Annotated in this window: 18 protein-coding genes; 14 read left to right on the top strand and 4 right to left on the bottom strand. The window is 70.6% G+C overall.

From position 1 onward, the window contains the following. The first annotated feature begins 143 nt into the window (after nucleotides 1-143). From AB0M48_RS09180 to AB0M48_RS09165, 4 genes are all read left to right on the top strand, one after another. On the top strand, nucleotides 144-356 hold the full coding sequence (locus AB0M48_RS09180; RefSeq protein WP_030477960.1) for a helix-turn-helix domain-containing protein: 213 nt from the start codon (nucleotides 144-146) through the stop codon (nucleotides 354-356). Between the two features lie 120 nt (nucleotides 357-476). Beyond that, nucleotides 477-578: an AURKAIP1/COX24 domain-containing protein gene (locus AB0M48_RS09175; RefSeq protein WP_015105422.1), complete on the top strand. Its 102-nt coding sequence runs from the start codon at nucleotides 477-479 to the stop codon at nucleotides 576-578. A gap of 273 nt (nucleotides 579-851) precedes the next feature. Then, nucleotides 852-1,889, top strand: a complete 1,038-nt coding sequence (locus tag AB0M48_RS09170) for an NAD-dependent epimerase/dehydratase family protein (RefSeq protein ID WP_030477961.1) — start codon at nucleotides 852-854, stop codon at nucleotides 1,887-1,889. Between the two features lie 15 nt (nucleotides 1,890-1,904). Beyond that, on the top strand, nucleotides 1,905-2,864 hold the full coding sequence (locus AB0M48_RS09165) for a lysophospholipid acyltransferase family protein (protein ID WP_363837668.1): 960 nt from the start codon (nucleotides 1,905-1,907) through the stop codon (nucleotides 2,862-2,864). Here AB0M48_RS09165 and AB0M48_RS09160 read toward each other — a convergent pair. Next, nucleotides 2,833-4,107: an isocitrate lyase/phosphoenolpyruvate mutase family protein gene (locus tag AB0M48_RS09160; protein ID WP_363837665.1), complete on the bottom strand. Its 1,275-nt coding sequence runs from the start codon at nucleotides 4,105-4,107 to the stop codon at nucleotides 2,833-2,835. The genes AB0M48_RS09165 and AB0M48_RS09160 overlap by 32 nt on opposite strands. A 57-nt stretch (nucleotides 4,108-4,164) precedes the next feature. On the opposite strand from AB0M48_RS09160, the gene AB0M48_RS09155 reads away from it, so the two are divergent. Then, nucleotides 4,165-4,890, top strand: a complete 726-nt coding sequence (locus AB0M48_RS09155; RefSeq protein WP_363837662.1) for a winged helix-turn-helix domain-containing protein — start codon at nucleotides 4,165-4,167, stop codon at nucleotides 4,888-4,890. Here the strand turns inward: AB0M48_RS09155 and AB0M48_RS09150 are convergent. From AB0M48_RS09150 to AB0M48_RS09140, 3 genes are all read right to left on the bottom strand, one after another. Further along, the gene (locus tag AB0M48_RS09150; RefSeq protein WP_363837659.1) at nucleotides 4,819-5,715 is read right to left on the bottom strand and encodes an HAD-IB family hydrolase; all 897 of its coding nucleotides are present in this window, start codon (nucleotides 5,713-5,715) and stop codon (nucleotides 4,819-4,821) included. The two genes, AB0M48_RS09155 and AB0M48_RS09150, sit on opposite strands and share 72 nt — an antisense overlap. Nucleotides 5,716-5,836: 121 nt before the next feature. Beyond that, the gene (locus tag AB0M48_RS09145; RefSeq protein ID WP_363837656.1) at nucleotides 5,837-6,913 is read right to left on the bottom strand and encodes a DUF5667 domain-containing protein; all 1,077 of its coding nucleotides are present in this window, start codon (nucleotides 6,911-6,913) and stop codon (nucleotides 5,837-5,839) included. 54 nt (nucleotides 6,914-6,967) lie between these two features. Further along, nucleotides 6,968-7,543 (bottom strand): sigma-70 family RNA polymerase sigma factor, encoded by a 576-nt coding sequence (locus tag AB0M48_RS09140; protein WP_363837653.1) that lies wholly within the window; start codon nucleotides 7,541-7,543, stop codon nucleotides 6,968-6,970. Nucleotides 7,544-7,752: 209 nt separating this feature from the next. On the opposite strand from AB0M48_RS09140, the gene AB0M48_RS09135 reads away from it, so the two are divergent. The 9 genes from AB0M48_RS09135 (at nucleotide 7,753) to AB0M48_RS09095 (ending at nucleotide 17,309) form a co-directional block, all read left to right on the top strand. Beyond that, the gene (locus AB0M48_RS09135; protein WP_363837650.1) at nucleotides 7,753-9,228 is read left to right on the top strand and encodes an AMP-binding protein; all 1,476 of its coding nucleotides are present in this window, start codon (nucleotides 7,753-7,755) and stop codon (nucleotides 9,226-9,228) included. Nucleotides 9,229-9,232: 4 nt separating this feature from the next. Further along, nucleotides 9,233-9,475, top strand: a complete 243-nt coding sequence (locus tag AB0M48_RS09130) for a glutaredoxin family protein (RefSeq protein ID WP_363837647.1) — start codon at nucleotides 9,233-9,235, stop codon at nucleotides 9,473-9,475. A gap of 57 nt (nucleotides 9,476-9,532) precedes the next feature. Then, nucleotides 9,533-11,002: a molybdopterin-dependent oxidoreductase gene (locus AB0M48_RS09125; RefSeq protein ID WP_363837644.1), complete on the top strand. Its 1,470-nt coding sequence runs from the start codon at nucleotides 9,533-9,535 to the stop codon at nucleotides 11,000-11,002. Nucleotides 11,003-11,245: 243 nt separating this feature from the next. After that, entirely contained in the window at nucleotides 11,246-11,926 is a 681-nt protein-coding gene (locus AB0M48_RS09120; RefSeq protein ID WP_266036574.1) for a redox-sensing transcriptional repressor Rex, read from the top strand. A gap of 37 nt (nucleotides 11,927-11,963) precedes the next feature. Next, nucleotides 11,964-13,280 (top strand): glutamyl-tRNA reductase, encoded by a 1,317-nt coding sequence (locus AB0M48_RS09115; RefSeq protein WP_363837640.1) that lies wholly within the window; start codon nucleotides 11,964-11,966, stop codon nucleotides 13,278-13,280. Beyond that, the gene (gene hemC, locus AB0M48_RS09110) at nucleotides 13,277-14,212 is read left to right on the top strand and encodes a hydroxymethylbilane synthase (protein ID WP_363837637.1); all 936 of its coding nucleotides are present in this window, start codon (nucleotides 13,277-13,279) and stop codon (nucleotides 14,210-14,212) included. The genes AB0M48_RS09115 and hemC overlap by 4 nt, the downstream gene beginning before the upstream one ends. Before the next feature lie 18 nt (nucleotides 14,213-14,230). After that, on the top strand, nucleotides 14,231-15,763 hold the full coding sequence (locus AB0M48_RS09105) for a bifunctional uroporphyrinogen-III C-methyltransferase/uroporphyrinogen-III synthase (protein WP_363837634.1): 1,533 nt from the start codon (nucleotides 14,231-14,233) through the stop codon (nucleotides 15,761-15,763). A 77-nt stretch (nucleotides 15,764-15,840) separates the two neighbouring features. Next, nucleotides 15,841-16,815, top strand: a complete 975-nt coding sequence (gene hemB, locus AB0M48_RS09100) for a porphobilinogen synthase (RefSeq protein ID WP_363837630.1) — start codon at nucleotides 15,841-15,843, stop codon at nucleotides 16,813-16,815. After that, nucleotides 16,800-17,309, top strand: a complete 510-nt coding sequence (locus AB0M48_RS09095; protein WP_363837627.1) for a hypothetical protein — start codon at nucleotides 16,800-16,802, stop codon at nucleotides 17,307-17,309. The genes hemB and AB0M48_RS09095 overlap by 16 nt, the downstream gene beginning before the upstream one ends. Nucleotides 17,310-17,319 lie beyond the last annotated feature (10 nt).

Here is a 17,319-nt window from a genome sequence, read left to right as displayed (position 1 = left end):
GGGCCCCGCGTGACTTACAAGCAACACTGGTTGGACGTCGCAGGAGTCACACCAGTCCCGCTACTCTCAGGGCAGCACGTGCGTGTCGAACCGTCGGTGGGGAAGACCGACGGCACGACACGTGTCTAAGGATGCGGTGATGTATGCCTGCGAAGGAGAACGAACGAACAGGCCTCGCTCAGGTGCAGTTCCTGACCGTGGCCGAGGTGGCCTCGATGATGCGGGTCTCCAAGATGACCGTGTACCGCCTGGTGCACTCCGGTGAACTGCCCGCTGTGCGGGTCGGAAAGTCGTTCCGGGTGCCCGAGAAAGCGGTCCACGCCTACCTGGAGAACGCGTACTTCGACGCTGGCTGAAAGCTGGTGAACCCGGCCCGGTAGACTGGTAGGCCGATCGTGCTTACCGGCGCGCCGTGCTTGACACGGCCAAGGCTGGGGCGCGCCAGTCAAAGCAACGTCTAGAGCTAAGGAACCCGCATGGGCTCGGTCATCAAGAAGCGCCGCAAGCGCATGTCGAAGAAGAAGCACCGCAAGCTGCTGCGCAAGACCAGGGTCCAGCGCAGGAAGCGCGGCAAGTAAGCCCGCATGCGCTCTGCCGCCGCCGGTCTCCTCTCGCAGGAGGCCGGCGGCGGTTGCGTTTTCTCCGTCAGTCGCCACGTCCGGGTGCTTGCGCGGGCACGAATATCACTGCGTGGGACAGCGTCGCACTACCACGGGAACGGTGGCCGCCGTTCGGGTGATTAGCCCGTAAAGCCTTCGTGACCTGCGTCAAGACGGCGTTCCGGCCCCCTCCGGTTCCTGATCTGGTCTGTAGCATCGACCAATCGCAACGCCCTTCGTGCTTGGAGTCGCATGACGCCCAAGGTCGTCCTCGTCACCGGAGTCAGCCGCTTCCTCGGCGGTCACCTCGCCGCGCGCTTCGCCGCGAACCCGGACATCGAGCGCGTGCTCGGTGTGGACACCGAGCCGCCGCCGCGCGACCTGCTCCGCCGCATGGGCCGGGCGGAGTTCGTGCGGGCCGACATCCGCAACCCGTTGATCAGCAAGGTCATCTCCACCGCGAACGTCGACACGGTCGTCCACGCGTCCGTCACCGCGAGCCCGGCCGGGCCCACCGGCCGCACGGTGATGAAGGAGATGAACGTCATCGGCACCATGCAGCTGCTGGCCGCGTGCCAGAAGTCGCCCAAGGTGCAGAAGCTCGTCGTGAAGTCCACCAGCGCCGTCTACGGGTCCAGCAGCCGCGACCCGGCGGTGTTCACCGAGGACATGGGCCCCAAGGACCTGCCGTCGTCCGGCTACGCCAAGGACGCGGTCGAGGTCGAGGGGTACGTGCGCGGGTTCGGCCGCCGCAGGCCGGACGTGAACGTCACCACGCTGCGCTTCACGAACTTCATCGGCCCGCGCATCGACACGGTCCTGACGCGCTACTTCGCCCTGCCGGTCGTGCCCACCGTCCTGGGCTACGACGCACGCGTGCAACTGCTGCACTCCGAGGACGCCCTGGCGGTCCTGGAACGCGCGACGCTGCACGACCTGCCAGGAGTGTTCAACGTGGGAGGCGACGGCGTGCTGCTGCTGTCGCAGGCGATCAGGCGGGCGGGCAGGCTCAACCTGCCTGTGCCCAGCGCCGCCGTGCCCACCGTCGGCGGCTTCTTCCGGAGCGCCCGGCTCGTCGACTTCTCGCCCGACCAGATGAGGTTCCTCAACTGGGGGCGCGTGATCGACACCACCCTGTTGAAGAAGGAATTCGGGTTCACGCCGCGGTGGACCACCCAGCAGGCGTTCGACGACTACGTGAACGGCCGAGGTCTCAAGCCGCTCATCGACCCGGAGACGATTGACGCCGCGGAACGGGGAATCCTCGACGCGGCCGCTCGTTTCCGCTGATCTTGTCTTGAGGAGATGAACGCAGTGGCAGGAGCACGCGTTATCCCGCTGCACAACCCGGAACGCGACGCCGCGCGCAGATCGCGCCACGTCGAGGTGGTTCCCGAGCCGGAGCAGCAGCAGTCCGCGACACCGGACTGGGAACGCAGGCTGGCCGACCTGCTGTCGTTCGCGCGCAGGCGGATCGCCGGCGACTACCAGGTCGACGAGTTCGGCTTCGACCGCGACCTCACCGAGAACGTGCTGATGCCGCCGCTGAAGCCGTTGTACGAGAAGTGGTTCCGCGTCGAGACCATCGGCCTGAACAACATCCCGTCGGCCGGTGGCGCGCTCATCGTGGCGAACCACTCCGGCACCGTGCCCCTCGACGCCCTGATGACGTCGTTCGGCATCGCGTCGGAGCACCCGGCGCACCGCCACATGCGCATGCTGGGCGCGGACCTGGTGTTCCGCACGCCGGTGCTCGGCGCGCTGGCCCGCAAGTCCGGCCAGACCCTCGCGTGCAACCCCGACGCCGAGCGGCTGCTGTCGTCCGGCGAGCTCGTGGGCGTGTGGCCGGAGGGCTTCAAGGGCGTCGGCAAGCCGTTCAAGGACCGCTACAAGCTGCAGCGCTTCGGCCGCGGCGGCTTCGTGTCGGCGGCGCTGAAGACCGGCGCGCCGATCATCCCGTGCTCCATCGTCGGGGCCGAGGAGATCTACCCGATGATCGGCGACATCAAGGCGCTGGCCCGGTTGCTGGGCTTCCCGTACTTCCCGGTCACGCCGTTCTTCCCGCTGCTGGGGCCGCTGGGCGCCATTCCGCTGCCCTCGAAGTGGTACATCGAGTTCGGCGAGCCGATCCGCACCGACGTGTTCGGTGAGAACGCGGCGGACGACCCGATGCTCGTCTTCAACCTGACCGACCAGGTGCGGGAAACGATCCAGCAGACCCTGTACCGGCTGCTCACCCAGCGCCGGAACGTGTTCCTCGGCTGATCATCGCCTGGACCTCGTCGTAGCTGAACGCGGCGCTGGTGCCACCGTCGCGCACCGCCTGCGCGGTCGTGACGGTGTGGCGCAGGGCCGCCCGGAACAGCAGTGAGCCGGTGCTGATCCGCTTCACGCCCAGGTCTCCGAGCTCCTGCGGCGTGCGTTGCTGGGCCAGGACGTTGAGCGGGGCGAGTTGGGCGAGCTTCTCGATCTCGCGCGGCTCGCTCAGGCCTGCCACGAAGATCCCGTCCGCGCCGGCGTCGACGTAGCGGCGTGCCCGGTCCTCGGTCTCCCCGGTGGCCATGCCCAGCCAGTGGGTGTCGATCCGGGCGTTGAGGAACACCCCCGGCGCGCGTTCTTTGACGGCCGTGATGAGTGCCGCCTGCTCTTCGGGGGTGGCCAGGCCGTGCGGACGGCCGTCCTCGAGGTTGACGCCCGCCACGCCCAGGTCCGCGACGAGTTCGGCCACCTCCCGCGGCGGCTTGCCGAAGCCCGACTCCAGGTCCGCGGTGACCGGGCACGGCAGGGTGCTCAGCAGCTTCGCCAGCGCGACGGCCTGGTCACCGGCCAGGCCCATGCCGTCCGGGATGCCGTGCGCGGCGGCCACGCCGAGGCTCGTGGTGCCGATCGCGGTGAAGCCCGCCGCGTGCAGGGCCGCGGCCGAGGCGTAGTCCCAGGCGTTGGGGAGGATCAGCGGCTCGTCGCGGTGGTGCAGGGCGCGGAACGCCATGTTCTTGGCGATCCGGGTCGCCAGCCGCCGGCCGGGGCAGGCGTGTGGGCCGTGGCCGAACGGGTGGTGCTCCAGGCTGACCTCGACGACGCCCTGCGGCGCCTGCCTGCGGGTGATCGGGACCGGAGGGCTCTGGTCGCCGGTGACGAGGTGCTCCGCGAGGGCGTTCGTGGCCGCCCAGGCCTGGACGAGCAGGCCGATCCTCGCCGCCGTCTCCTCGTCGTGCGTGGTGGCCAGGCGTTCCACGGCGGCGTCGGCCGCCGCGGTCACGGGCTCGTGCGGCTGGTAGCACGGCGCGATCTCGGCGATGGCGTCCAGCGAGCCGGGAAGCCCCAGGGCGGCGGCCAGCTCGTCGAGCGTGGTGACGTCCAGGTCCTCGACGAGCCCGGCCGTCAGAGCGCGCCTGCGGGCGTGCTCCCGGCCGTTGCTGAACCTGACGACGGACGACCTGAGCCAGGCCACGCCCGCCTCTCCCGGCGGGACCTCGGGGACGGGGAGACGCAGCAGCTCTTCGCTCATGCGGACGACGCTAGGGGCTGGACGGTTCGGTGCCCGCCGAAGCGTTCCGGCCGCAGAATGACGGGTGTGGAAGCACTCGCCCAGGTCGCCGGACTGCTCGCGGACAGGACCCGTGCCGCGATGTGCGGAGCCCTGCTCGACGGACGGGCATGGACCGCGCGGGAGCTGGCCGTCCACGCCGGGGTGGCCGCGTCCACCGCGAGCGAGCACCTGACCCGGCTGGTCGAGGGCGGGGTCCTGGTCGAGCACCGGCAGGGACGGCACCGGTACGTGGCGCTGGCAGGGCCGCACGTCGCCGAGCTGCTGGAGGCCATGTCAGCTTTCGCCGGGCCTGGTCCCCAGCCCCGGTCGCTGCGGTCGGCGGCCGTCTCCGAGGCGCTGGCCCGCGGGCGCACCTGCTACGACCACCTCGCGGGCCGGCTCGGTATCTCGCTGAGGTCGGGACTGGTGGAACTCGGCGTGGTCGGCGACGGGCTCGCGGTCACCGGGACCGGGATGGTCTGGTTGAAGGAGCTCGGGTTCGAGCCGTCGAAGCGCGTGGTCAGCCGGGCCTGCCTGGACTGGACCGAGCGCGTGCCCCACCTGGCCGGCGCGGCCGGGGCGTTCCTGTGCGAGGTGTTCTTCGAACGCGGGTGGGTGCGCCGGATCGGGACGAGCCGTGCCGTCGTGCTCACCCCAGCCGGTGAGCAGGGGTGGCAGGAGCTCGGGCTGCTACCTGACCCGGCGCCGGTAGGCCAGCGTGGCGGCCACGGCTCCGGCCAGGGCACCGATGCCCAGCACTGACGGGACGCCGATCTTGGCCGCCTTGCGGCCCGTGCGGAAGTCGCGGATCTCCCAGCCCTTGCGGCGGGAGATCTCGCGCAGCTGCGAGTCCGGGTTCACGGCGACCGCGGTGCCCACCACGGACAGCATCGGGACGTCGTTGGACGAGTCCGAGTACGCGGTGCAGCGGCGCAGGTCGAGGCCCTCCTTGGCGGCCAGCGAACGGACGGCCTGGGCCTTGGCCTTGCCGTGCAGGAGGTCGCCGACCAGGCGTCCGGTGTAGATGCCGTTCTCCGACTCCGAGACGGTGCCCAGGGCGCCGGTCAGGCCGAGCCGGCGGGCGATGATCTGGGCGAGCTCGACGGGCGTGGCCGTGACCAGCCAGACGCGCTGACCCGCGTCGAGGTGCATCTGGGCGAGGGCCTGGGTGCCCTTCCAGATGCGGTCGGCCATCAGCTCGTCGAAGATCTCCTCGCCGAGTGACACCAGTTCGGCGACGGTGCGGCCCGAGACGAAGGAGAGGGCCTGCTCGCGGGAGGCCTTGACGGACTCCGGGTCCTCCCGGCCGCCCACCCGGAACTTCAGCTGCTGCCAGACGAAGCCCGCGAGGTCGGAGGACGAGAAGTACTTGCGCGCGGCCAGGCCACGCGCGAAGTGGAAGATCGACGCGCCCATCATCATCGTGTTGTCCACGTCGAAGAAGGCGGCCGCGGTCAGGTCAGGCGGGACGCTCAGCGACTGCTCGAGCTCTGGCGCCATCGCGGCGGCCTGGATCGCCGCGTCCGCCGATGCCTCGCCGGCCAGTGCGGCCAGCCGGTCGCTCTGCACGTCACGCTTGCCTGCCATGTCCCAAGCCTAGCGATCAGGCCCCCGTACCCGCTCAGACCTGGTCGAGAACACGTCGTGCGAGTTTCGGCGCGCAGGTCCGCGAACGTGGCACCCCGCGTGATCACGCGGGGTGCCGTGCTCAGCCGAAGCTGATCCCGGGCAGCAGCGGAAGCGAGATGCTCGGCAGCGGGAGCGGCAGCGGGATCGTGATCCCGGGCTTGCCCGGCGCGGGCGGGGTCGAGGTCCCCGGCTTCGCCGACGGCGCGGTCGACGTGCCTGGTGCCACCGACTGCGTGGGCTGCACGGACGGGTTGACCGAACCGGACGGCGCGGGCAGGTCCGTCGGGACCGGCGGCACCGAGGACGGCTTGCTGCCCGGTGACGAGTTCGGGTCCGTGACGACCGCGGTGCACGCGTCCCTGGCCGGCAGCGGGCCGAGGGAGTCGGAGGAACCGCTGGTCACGGTGTCGCAACCCGCTCGGGCGGCCAGGTCGTGGGCCCGCTGGGCGATGCTCGCCAGCAGCCACATCGTCGTGTCGGCGTGAGCGCCCGCGTCGCCGGGGAGCCGGGGGCGCAGGGTGCCGACCTTCTTGTACTGGACCAGGGCCCAGTCGCGGAGGTCCGGCAGGGCCTTCTCGTCGGCCGACGTGGCGTACGTGGTGAGCTGGCGGGCACCCTCGACCGCGTCGGCGTCCAGGTCGGCCAGTGCCGTGAGCTGGGCGGACTCCTCCGAGGCGCGTTCGGCCAGGGTCTCCATCTCGGTGACCCTGGACGCGGCGAACTCCAGGTGCTTGAGGGCCCGGTCCTGGTCGTCGAAGGTCAGGCCGAGCGAGGCGCCTTCGGTGGTGCGCTTGATGCCGTAGAGCGGGTCTCCCGGGAGCGCGTCACGGCTGAGCAGCACACTCATGCCGGCGAGTGACATCAGCAAGCAGAGGACCGCGGCCGCGGCGACCGCTAATCGTGCGCGCGCTCCCACCCGTCTTACCGACGAGAGCGCCAGTGGCTTCTCCGGTGGAGGCGCGGTGAGGACGCGCTGCTTCATCCGTTCGCGCGTCGCCGCGTCCGGGCCGACGTCCATCCTCCGGAGGAGTTCGACGATCGCGAGGTCCTCAGCGAGGTCGTCGTTGCCTACCGGCTGTGGGCCGCCTTCAACGGCACGGGCGAATCGCTCGTGCTCCGTCTGCCGCCACCGCGGTGTTCTTCCCTTGCCGTCCATCTCAGCCCGAGTAACGAAGTTGATCTGCTTTGGGTTACGCCCCTGCGATCGTTATCACCGCAACCAGGACGGGAGGATCTGTGCGAGCCGCCTCACGGCCCGGTGTTGCAGGGCCTTCACGGCGCCCTCGTTGCGGTCCATGAGCTGCGCGACCTCGGACACCGTCTTGCCTTCGATGAACCTCAGCGTGATGCACTCCCGCTGATCGTCCCCCAACTGTGAGACGCACCGGAGCAGTTCCGCGTTGGTCGCCTCGGTCATGACCTCCTGCTCGGGGCCGCTCGTCTCCTCGCGGTTGTCCTGGAGCTCGGCGGTCGTGACCTCGAGCCGGTAGCGGCTCGACTTCACGTGGTCGAACACGATGTTGCGGGCGATCGTCACGAACCACGCGCCGACGTCACGGCCCTGGTAGCTGACCGACCCGATGCTCCGCAGAGCCCTGAGGAAGGTCTCGCTCGTCACGTCCTCGGCGAACGCGCGATCGCCGCCCACCCGGAAGAGGACATAGCGGAAGACCATGTCGACGTACTTGTCGTACAGCACTCCGAACGCCCCGGTGTCACCCTCTTGGGCGGCCTTGACGAGCTGCCACGGCTCGTCTGCGGCGTTGTCGTGCTGACCCCCCGTCATGGTTCGGGTGGTCCTGATCGTGTTCGGTCGTGCCCGCGCGGTCATCGGCTCGCGGCACCTCCACAGAGTCGCCGTGGCGGCAGCATACGTGTTGTTACTCCGTAGTAGGTAGCGGTCGGTTGCGATGGTAAGACGCGGGAACCGCGGCTTCATGACGCTCGTCACGCGTGGAAGACTGCTCGGAGCGCCCAGTTGTTCATGAGGAGGCCATGTTGACTTCCGCTCGCAATGTGTCAGATCTGGTCCGTGCTTCGGCACAGCGGGGACCCAGCCACGTCGCCTTGGTCGACGTAGCGAGCGGTAAGAGCCTCACGTGGGAAACCATCGACGGCGCGACCGACGCTTTCGCCCGCCATTTGGCTGATTCAGGACTCCAATCGGGCGACCGGGTGGCGGTACGGCTGCCTACGAGCCCCGAGTTCGTGGTCGCCGTGTTCGGAATCCTCCGCGCGGGCGGGGTCGTGGTGCCGACCGGTCCCGGCATCCCGCCGCGCGAGCTCCAGCGCATCCTCGCCGACTCCGGCGCCACGCTGCTCGTGGGCGACGGCGAGGGCTCCGACGCCACGGTGATCGACGTTCCGGACGTCACCGCGTCCGCCGAGCCGTTCGAGGCCGTCCGCGGCGGCGAGGACCTGGCCGTCCTCGGTTACACCTCGGGCACGTCCGGCGTGCCGCGCGGCGCGATGCTCTCGCACCGGGCGTTGCTCGCGAACGTCACGCAGTGCGCCGCCCTGCGCCCCGCTCCGGTCACGGCGGCCGACAGGGTGCTGCTCGCGCTGCCGTTGTTCCACGTCTACGGCCTCGGCCCCGGCCTGCTGCAGGTGGCGGGCGCGGGTGCCACGGCGGTCCTGCTGGAGCGCTTCGAGCCGTCCAACGTCCTGGACGTCATCGCGGAGCACCGCGTCACCACCATGGTCGGCGTGCCGCCCATGTACCGCGCGCTGCTCGCGCACCCGGCCGAGGTGCTGCGCGAGAAGCTCGCCACGGTCCGCCTGTTCACCTCCGGCGCGGCCCCGCTCCCCGCGAAGGTCATCGCGGAGATGCGCGGCGCGATCGGCATCCCGGTCTACGAGGGCTACGGCCTCACCGAGACGGGCCCCGTGCTCACGTCCACCCTGGTCGGCGGCGTGCCGAAGCCGGGCTCGGTGGGCCAGGCGCTGCCGGGCGTGGAGATCCGCCTGGTCGACACGGACGGCTCGGTGCTCGACATCGACGAGGACGAGCCCGGCACCGGCCTCGTGTCCGCGAAGGGCGACAACCTCTTCAGCGGCTACTGGCCCGACGGCGCCCACGGCCCGGACGCGTCCGGCTGGTTCCGCACCGGCGACGTCGGCTTCATCGACGCCGACGGCGACCTGCACCTGGTCGACCGAGCCGGCGACCTGATCATCGTCAACGGCTTCAACGTCTACCCGCACGAGGTCGAGCGGGTCCTCTGCGAGCTGGAGCAGGTGCTCGAGGCCGCGGCCGTCGGCGTGCCGGACGAGAAGACCGGCGAGTCGGTGAAGGTCGTGCTCGTGCTGCGCGAGGGGCAGGAGCTGACCGCGGAGGACGTGGTGGCGCACTGCGCCGCGCGGCTCGCCAAGTTCAAGGTGCCGACGTCGGTCGAGTTCGCACCGGCCCTGCCGCACTCGCCGACCGGCAAGCTCGCCCGCGCCGTCCTGCGCAGGCCTTTGGGAGCATGACGGCATGACCCACCACGTGACGTTGATGAGCCGGGTGTCCTGCCACGCCTGCGAGGAGGCCGCCGTCGAGATCGAGCGGATCTGCGCCGACCTCGGCGCGACCTGGTCTGTCGAGGACGTGGACTCCGATCCGGAACTGCGGGCCGAGTACGGCGACCGGGTACCGGTGTTCCTGGTGGACGGGACGGAGCACGGGTACTGGAAGGTGGAGGAGGACCGCCTGCGGGCGGCCCTCACCCAGAGTTGATTACCGGGGCCTTACGGCTCGGGCGAACCAAGGGCGGATGGGTGTCGAATTAGAGGCATGAAGCCCGCCAAGGCCGCACTCACCGGACTGATCGCCCTTGTCACAGCGCTTGCGGCAGGGCACCTGGTGGCGGCCTTCGTGGGCCTGAGCGCCTCCCCGTACCTCGCCGTGGGCAACGCCGCGATCGACCTCACGCCGTCGTGGCTGAAGGACTTCGCCGTCACCACGTTCGGCACCGCCGACAAGCTGGTGCTGCTCATCTGCATGGGCGTCGTGCTCGTGGGCATCGGCATCGGTGCCGGACTGGCCAGCCGGAACAGCCCCGCGCCGGGGACGCTGGTGGCCGTGCTGCTCGGGTTCGTGGGTGTCGCGGCGGTCGTGACCAGGCCCGACGTCGGCCAGCTCGCCGTCCTCGCGCCCGTCGCCAGCACGGCGGCGGGCGTCTACGCGTTCCGGTACCTGCACCGGGAGGCCGAGGAGAGCGAGAGCCGGCGCGGCTTCCTGATCACCGCGGGGCTCGCGGTCTTCGCGGGGGTCGCGGGCCAGCTCTTCGGCAGCCGGACGGACGTCGAGGGCTCGCGCCAGGCCGTAGGCGACCTGACACCGAAGATCAAGGCGCCGGAGATCCCCGTCGGCGCCGACTTCGTCCGGGACGGCACCCCGAGCTTCATCACCAGCGGCACCGACTTCTACCGGATCGACACCGCGCTGAGCGTGCCGCGGATCAGGGCCGAGGAGTGGGCGCTGCGGGTGCACGGGATGGTCGAGCGGCCGATGGTGCTCACGTTCGAGGAGATCCGCAGCAGGGACCTCGTCGAGGAGACCGTCACGCTGACCTGCGTCTCCAACGAGGTGGGCGGGCCGTACATCTCCACGGCCAACTTCGTCGGCGTCAGGATCGGCGACGTGCTGCGGGAAGCCGGCGTGAAGGCGGGCGCGGACCAGCTGTTCAGCACGAGCGACGACGGGTTCACGGCGGGCAGCCCGCTCGACCACGTGCTGGAGAACGGCCTGATCGCGATCGGCATGAACGGCGAGCCGCTGCCCGCTGAGCACGGGTTCCCGGCGCGGCTCGTGGTCCCGGGGCTCTACGGGTACGTCTCCGCGACCAAGTGGGTCACCGACCTCAACGTCACCACGTTCGCGAAGGACCAGGGCTACTGGATCCCGCGCGGCTGGGCGACGCGAGCGCCGATCAAGGTCTCCTCGCGCATCGACCGGCCCACGAGGATGGGCAAGGTCCAGGGCAGGGCCGTCATCGCCGGAACGGCCTGGGCGCAGCCCAAGGGCGTGGCCGAGGTCGAGGTCAGGGTGGACGGCGGACCGTGGCGCGAAGCCCAGCTCGGCGCCGACGTCAGCGACACCACGTGGCGCATGTGGCGGGTCGAGCTGGACCTGCAGAAGGGCAATCACACGGTCGAGTGCCGGGCCACCGACAAATCCGGCTTCACCCAGGACCAGGCACGCCTCGATCCGGTTCCCGACGGCGCGACGGGATGGCACTCGGTCACCTTCACCGTCGAGTAGGCGCTCACCCCGTAGTGATCATGAACCGAGGAAGCGCTGGTCACGCCCTGTCACCAGCGCTGTGACACCCGATCACCGACTTTGTGCATGCGTTCACAAGCGGTACGGTGTCCTCATCACCACCACCGCGGGGTCCCTGCGGTGAAGCACACCCGGAGGTCGGAGAGCGTGGTTTCACAGCGGGGCGAAGGTGAGACGACCACCACCCCTGCAGAGGCTGCCGACAAGGAGCGCGCCCGCGCGATCCCCGAGGCCGCCGTGGCCCGGCTCGCCGTGTACCTCCGCGTGTTGTCCGGCATGGCCGAGAGCGGCGTGACGGCCGTCTCGAGCGAGGAACTGAGCCAGGCCGCCGGCGTCAACGCGGCGAAGCTCCGCAAGGACCTGAGCTACATCGGCAGCTACGGCACGAGGGGCGTCGGGTACGACGTCGAGGTCCTCGTGAGCCACATCGAGCGCATCCTCGGCCTCACCCGCAACCACTCCGTGGCCGTCGTCGGCATCGGTAACCTTGGTCACGCTCTCGCGAACTACGGCGGGTTCCCCGGCCGTGGTTTCCCGGTCACCGCCCTCTTCGACGTGGACGCCGATCTCGTCGGAATCCCTGTTGGGGGCATCCCCGTCAACCACATCGATGAGATCACCGAGGTCTGCCTGGAGCGCGAGGTGTCGATCGGCGTCATCGCGACGCCGCCGCCCGCCGCCCAGTCGGTTTGCGACCGTTTGGTATCTGCGGGCGTCCAGTGCATTCTGAACTTCGCACCAGTTGTCCTTCAGGTTCCAGACAACGTCGAGGTGCGCAAGGTTGACTTGGCGGTCGAGATGCAGATCCTGTCGTTCCACGTCGCTCGACGTGCGGACGAGGCTGCCAGCGTCTCGGTCGGCAACAACGGACTCGGTGTGGACGGGATGGTGATTCGCCCGTGAGCGTGAGCCAGACGGCTCCGGCAGACGTGGTGAGTGCATGAGCGTGCTCGTAGTCGGGCTTTCGCACCGCACCGCCCCAGTCCCGGTCCTGGAACGCGTCACCGTGGCCGAGCCGAACCTGCCCAAGGTCCTCGGCCAGCTGCTCGCCGCCCCCAGCGTCTCCGAGGCGATGGTCCTGTCGACCTGCAACAGGGTCGAGGTCTACGCCGTCGTCGAGTCGTTCCACGGCGGCATGTCCGAGGTCGTCGAGGTGCTCGCGCAGCACGCGCAGATCGAGCCTCAGGCGCTCTACGAGCACTTCTACGTGCATTACGCCGCCGCAGCCGTCGAGCACCTGTTCTCCGTCGCGGCCGGCCTCGACTCGATGGTCGTCGGCGAGTCCCAGATCCTCGGCCAGCTGCGCGGTGCGTACGCGGCGGCGGACGAGGCGGGCACCGTCGGCAGGACCGTCCACGAACTCACCCAGAACGCGCTGCGCGTCGGCAAGCGGGTGCACACCGAGACCGGCATCGACCACGCGGGAGCGTCCGTCGTGTCCGAGGCCCTCGGTGACGCCGAGGCCCAGCTGGGCACCCTCGTCGGCAAGCGCGCGCTGCTCGTCGGCGCCGGTGCCATGGGCGGCCTGGCCGCCGCCCACCTGCGCCGGGCGGGCATCGGCGAGGTCGTCATCGCGAACCGGACGCAGGCCAACGGTGTGCGTCTCGCCACGTCGCTGAAGGCCGAGGGCGTCCCCGCGACGGCCGTCGACCTGAGCGCGCTGGCCGTCGAGATCGACCTCGCGGACATCGTCTTCGCGTGCACCGGGTCGGTCGACACGGTCGTCCGCGCGGACATGATCAGCGCCCGCTCGCGGCCGCTGGTCGTGTGCGACCTGGGCCTGCCCAAGGACGTCGACCCGGCCGCCGCCGAGCTGCCGAACGTTCGTGTGGTGGACCTGGAAACGTTGCAGCGCCGCCTCTCCGACGCGCCCGCCGGTCAGGACACGCGCCTGGCGGTCCAGCTGGTCGGCGACGAGGTCAAGGCCTACCTCGCGGGCCAGCGGTCCGCCGAGGTCACGCCGACCGTCACGGCCCTGCGCAAGCGGGCCGCCGAGGTGGTCGACGCCGAACTGCTCCGTCTTGATTCGCGACTTCCCGAACTGGACGCCGCGACACGCGGTGAATTGGCCAAGACGGTGCGCCGCGTTGTAGACAAGCTCCTGCACACGCCGACCGTCCGGGTGAAGGAGCTCGCCTCCGCCCCTGGTGGTACCGGCTACGCGGAGGCTCTCCGCGAACTGTTCGGGCTCGACCCCCAGACGCCTGGGGTTGTCAGTCAGACCAAGCAAGCTCCTGTGGATGGTGAAACGCGGTGACCCGCACCCTACGGATCGGTACCCGAGGCAGCGCACTGGCGCTCGCGCAGACGGGGACCGTGGCCGAGGCGCTGAAGGCTGCCGGAGCACAGGTCGAGATCGTCGTCGTCAAGACGCCGGGCGACCTCTCCGACGCGCCCATCGCCCAGATCGGCATCGGCGTCTTCACGTCGGCTCTTCGTGACGCGCTCGCGAACGACGAGATCGACGTCGCCGTCCACTCCTACAAGGACCTCCCGACCGCGCCGGACCCCCGTCTGACGCTCGCGGCCGTGCCACAGCGCGAAGACCCGCGCGACGCCCTCGTGGCGCGCGACGGTCTCACGCTCGGCGAGCTGCCGCCGGGGTCCACTGTGGGCACCGGATCTCCGCGCCGTGCGGCGCAGCTGGAGGCGTTGGGCCTCGGGCTGAACATCGTCCCGTTGCGCGGCAACGTGGACACGCGCATCGGCAAGGTCCGGGGCGGCGAGCTCGACGCGGTGGTGCTGGCTCGCGCCGGCATCTCGCGTCTCGGCCGCACGAGCGAGATCACCGAGAACCTGGAGCCGATCCAGATGCTTCCCGCACCCGCGCAGGGTGCGTTGGCAGTCGAGTGCCGGGTCGACGACGTCGACGCCGAGCACCTGATCCAGTCCACTTTGGACGATTCGGCCAGCCGGGCCGCTGTGACCGCCGAGCGCGCCATGCTGGCCGCGCTCGAGGCGGGTTGCAGTGCGCCGGTCGGCGCGCTGGCCGATGTGGTGGAAGACCTCGATGACGACGGGAAGGTCGTGTACCGACTTTCCCTGCGCGGGGTCGCAGCGACGCCGGAGAACGATCTCCTCCGGGCGTCCGCCACCGGTGACTTGACCGAAGCTGAGGGACTCGGCCGGGCGCTGGCCGCCGAGTTGCTCGACCTCGGGGCCGCGGTTCTCAGCGGTCCAGAGGCGTAATCGATGGGGAGTGCCCTGATGACCCGCGCACGCAAGACCCCCGGACGCGTCGCCTTCGTGGGCTCCGGCCCCGGCGACACCGGGCTGCTCACGGTCCGGGCCCACGACTTGCTCACCAGGGCTGAACTCGTGGTCACCGACCCGGACGTCCCCGCTGACGTCCTCGCGACCGTGCCCGAGGGAGTCGAGGTCCGCCCCGCTGTCGGCGAAGCCGCCGACGTGGCCAAGGACCTGGTGACCGAGGCGCGCAACGGTGCGACCGTCGTCCGTCTCGTCGCGGGTGACCCGCTGACGCTCGACTCGGTCGTGAAGGAAGCGCAGGCCGTCGCGAAGTCGACGATCCCGTTCGACGTCGTACCCGGTGTGCCCTCGGGCACCGCGGTTCCGGCGTACGCGGGTGTGGCTCTCGGTGGCGTGCACACCGAGGTCGACGTCCGCGCGGTGACGGACTGGGCCGGCCTCGCCGCCGCGCCCGGCACGCTCGTCCTGCACGCGACCGGCTCGCACCTGGCCGAGGCCGCGTCGAACCTGGTCGAGAACGGCCTCGCGCCCCAGACCCCGGTCGCCGTGACCGCCGAAGGCACGGGCTTCCAGCAGCGCACCATCGACACCACGCTGGCCGCCGTCGCGGCCGACGCCGGTGAGATGGGCGGCCCGCTGGTCGTCACCGTCGGCGCTGCCGCCGCCAACCGCTCGAAGCTCTCCTGGTGGGAGTCGCGGGCGCTGTACGGCTGGCGAGTGCTGGTCCCGCGGACCAAGGAGCAGGCCGGCGCGATGAGCGAGCGTCTGCACTCGCACGGCGCCATTGCCGTCGAGGTGCCGACGATCTCCGTCGAGCCGCCCCGCAGCCCCGCGCAGATGGAGCGCTCGGTCAAGGGTCTCGTCGACGGCCGCTACCAGTGGGTCGTCTTCACCTCGACCAACGCCGTCCGCGCGGTGTGGGAGAAGTTCCGCGAGTTCGGCCTGGACGCCCGTGCGTTCTCCGGCGTGAAGATCGCCTGCGTCGGCGAGGCCACGGCCGCGAAGGTGCGCTCGTTCGGCATCATCCCGGAGCTCGTGCCGTCGGGTGACCAGTCTTCCGAGGGACTGCTGAACGACTTCCCGCCCTACGACGACATCCTCGACCCGGTCGACCGCGTGCTGCTGCCGCGGGCCGACATCGCCACCGAGACGCTGGCCGCAGGCCTGCGCGAACGTGGCTGGGAGATCGACGACGTGACGGCGTACCGCACCGTGCGTGCGGCCCCGCCGCCCGCCGACACCCGCGAGATGATCAAGTCCGGTGGCTTCGACGCGGTGTGCTTCACCTCGTCGTCGACCGTGCGGAACCTGGTCGGCATCGCGGGCAAGCCGCACGCCCGCACGCTCGTCGCGTGCATCGGCCCGCAGACCGCCGAGACGGCGCGGGAGTTCGGCCTCCGGGTCGACGTGCAGCCCGAGGAGGCGAAGGTGCCCGCGCTGGTCGACGCGCTGGCCGCGCACGCCGCCCGGTTGCGCGCCGAGGGAGCCCTTCCTCCCCCGCGCAAGACCAAGCGCCTGCGCAGGAGCTAGAACACACTGAAGCCGTCGGGGCCACTCAAGATCCTTTGAGTGGCCCCTTCGACTCTCTTCCGTCAGGGAGTCTCCAGATGTACCCACTTCACCGGCCGAGGCGTCTGCGCACGACGCCCGCCATGCGCCGCCTCGTGTCCGAGACCGAGGTGCGCCCGAGGCAGCTCGTGCTGCCGATGTTCGTCAAGGAAGGCCTGGCCGCGCCTGCTGAGATCAGCAGCATGCCGGGTGTTCTCCAGCACTCGCGTGACTCGTTGCGCAAGGCCGCGGTCGAGGCCGTGCAGGCCGGCGTCGGCGGCATCATGCTGTTCGGCGTCCCGGCCGAGCGCGACGCCGTCGGTTCCGGCGGTACCGACCCGGACGGCATCCTCAACGCCGCGCTCGCCGACCTGCGCGCGGAGCTGGGGGACAGCACCGTTCTCATGTCGGACTGCTGCCTCGACGAGTTCACCGACCACGGCCACTGCGGCGTGCTCGCCGCCGACGGCACGGTCGACAACGACGCGACCCTCGAGGTCTACGGCGAGATGGCCGTCGCGCAGGCGCGCGCCGGTGCCCACGTCGTCGGCCCGAGCGGCATGATGGACGGCCAGATCGCCTTCATCCGCAACGCCCTGGACCAGGCGGGCCTCGCCGACACCGGCATCCTCGCCTACTCCGCCAAGTACGCGTCGGCGTTCTACGGCCCGTTCCGCGACGCCGTCGAGTCGCAGCTCGCGGGCGACCGCAAGACCTACCAGCAGGACCCGGCGAACGCCCGCGAGGCGATCCGCGAGGTGCAGCTGGACCTCGCCGAGGGCGCGGACATGGTCATGGTCAAGCCCGCGCTGCTGTACCTGGACGTGCTGCGCGCGGTGGCCGAGGTCTCGGACGTTCCCGTTGCGGCGTACCAGATCTCCGGCGAGTACGCGATGATCGAGGCCGCTGCCGCGAACGGCTGGATCGACCGGGAGCGCTCGATCCTCGAGTCGCTCACGTCCATCCGCCGTGCCGGCGCGGACATCGTGCTCACGTACTGGGCAGTGGAAGCCGCCCGGTGGCTGGACCGGTAGGCGCCCCCGTCCCGAAGCTGGTCGACGTCGCGCGCTGGCTGTGGATCGCCAGCGCGTGCGTGGGCATGCTGCGGTTCCTGGAACAGCTCCTCGACCGCGAGATGCTCGTGGCCGAGGTGCGCCGCCAGAACCCGGCGATGGGCCAGGACCAGATCGACGCGAGCGTGGACGGCGGTGTCCTCTTCGGACTGCTGATCGCCGTGGCCCTGCTGGTCGCGTACACGCGGCTGGCGAACGCGATGGCGCGCGGCCGCAACTGGGCCCGCGTCGTGCTGACCGTGCTGGGTGGCGCGTCCGTCTCGTTCGGGCTGTTCCGGCTGGCGGCGTGGGGCAGCGGGTTCGCCGCGCAGCTCGGGGTGGAGATGCGTCCGGTCGATCTGGCCGTCACGGCGGTCACCACCGTGCTGGACGCGTCCGCGATCGTGCTGATGTACCGGGTGTCCGCGCACTTCAGGAAGCGGGTCGCGGTGGACAGCGCGATCCAGCCGTCCTAAGTTCGCGACC

Origin of the sequence: Lentzea sp. NPDC051208 (genome assembly GCF_040682435.1) — a bacterium.
Lineage (GTDB): Bacteria > Actinomycetota > Actinomycetes > Mycobacteriales > Pseudonocardiaceae > Lentzea > Lentzea kristufekii.
This window is presented reverse-complemented; position numbering and strand designations above follow the sequence as displayed.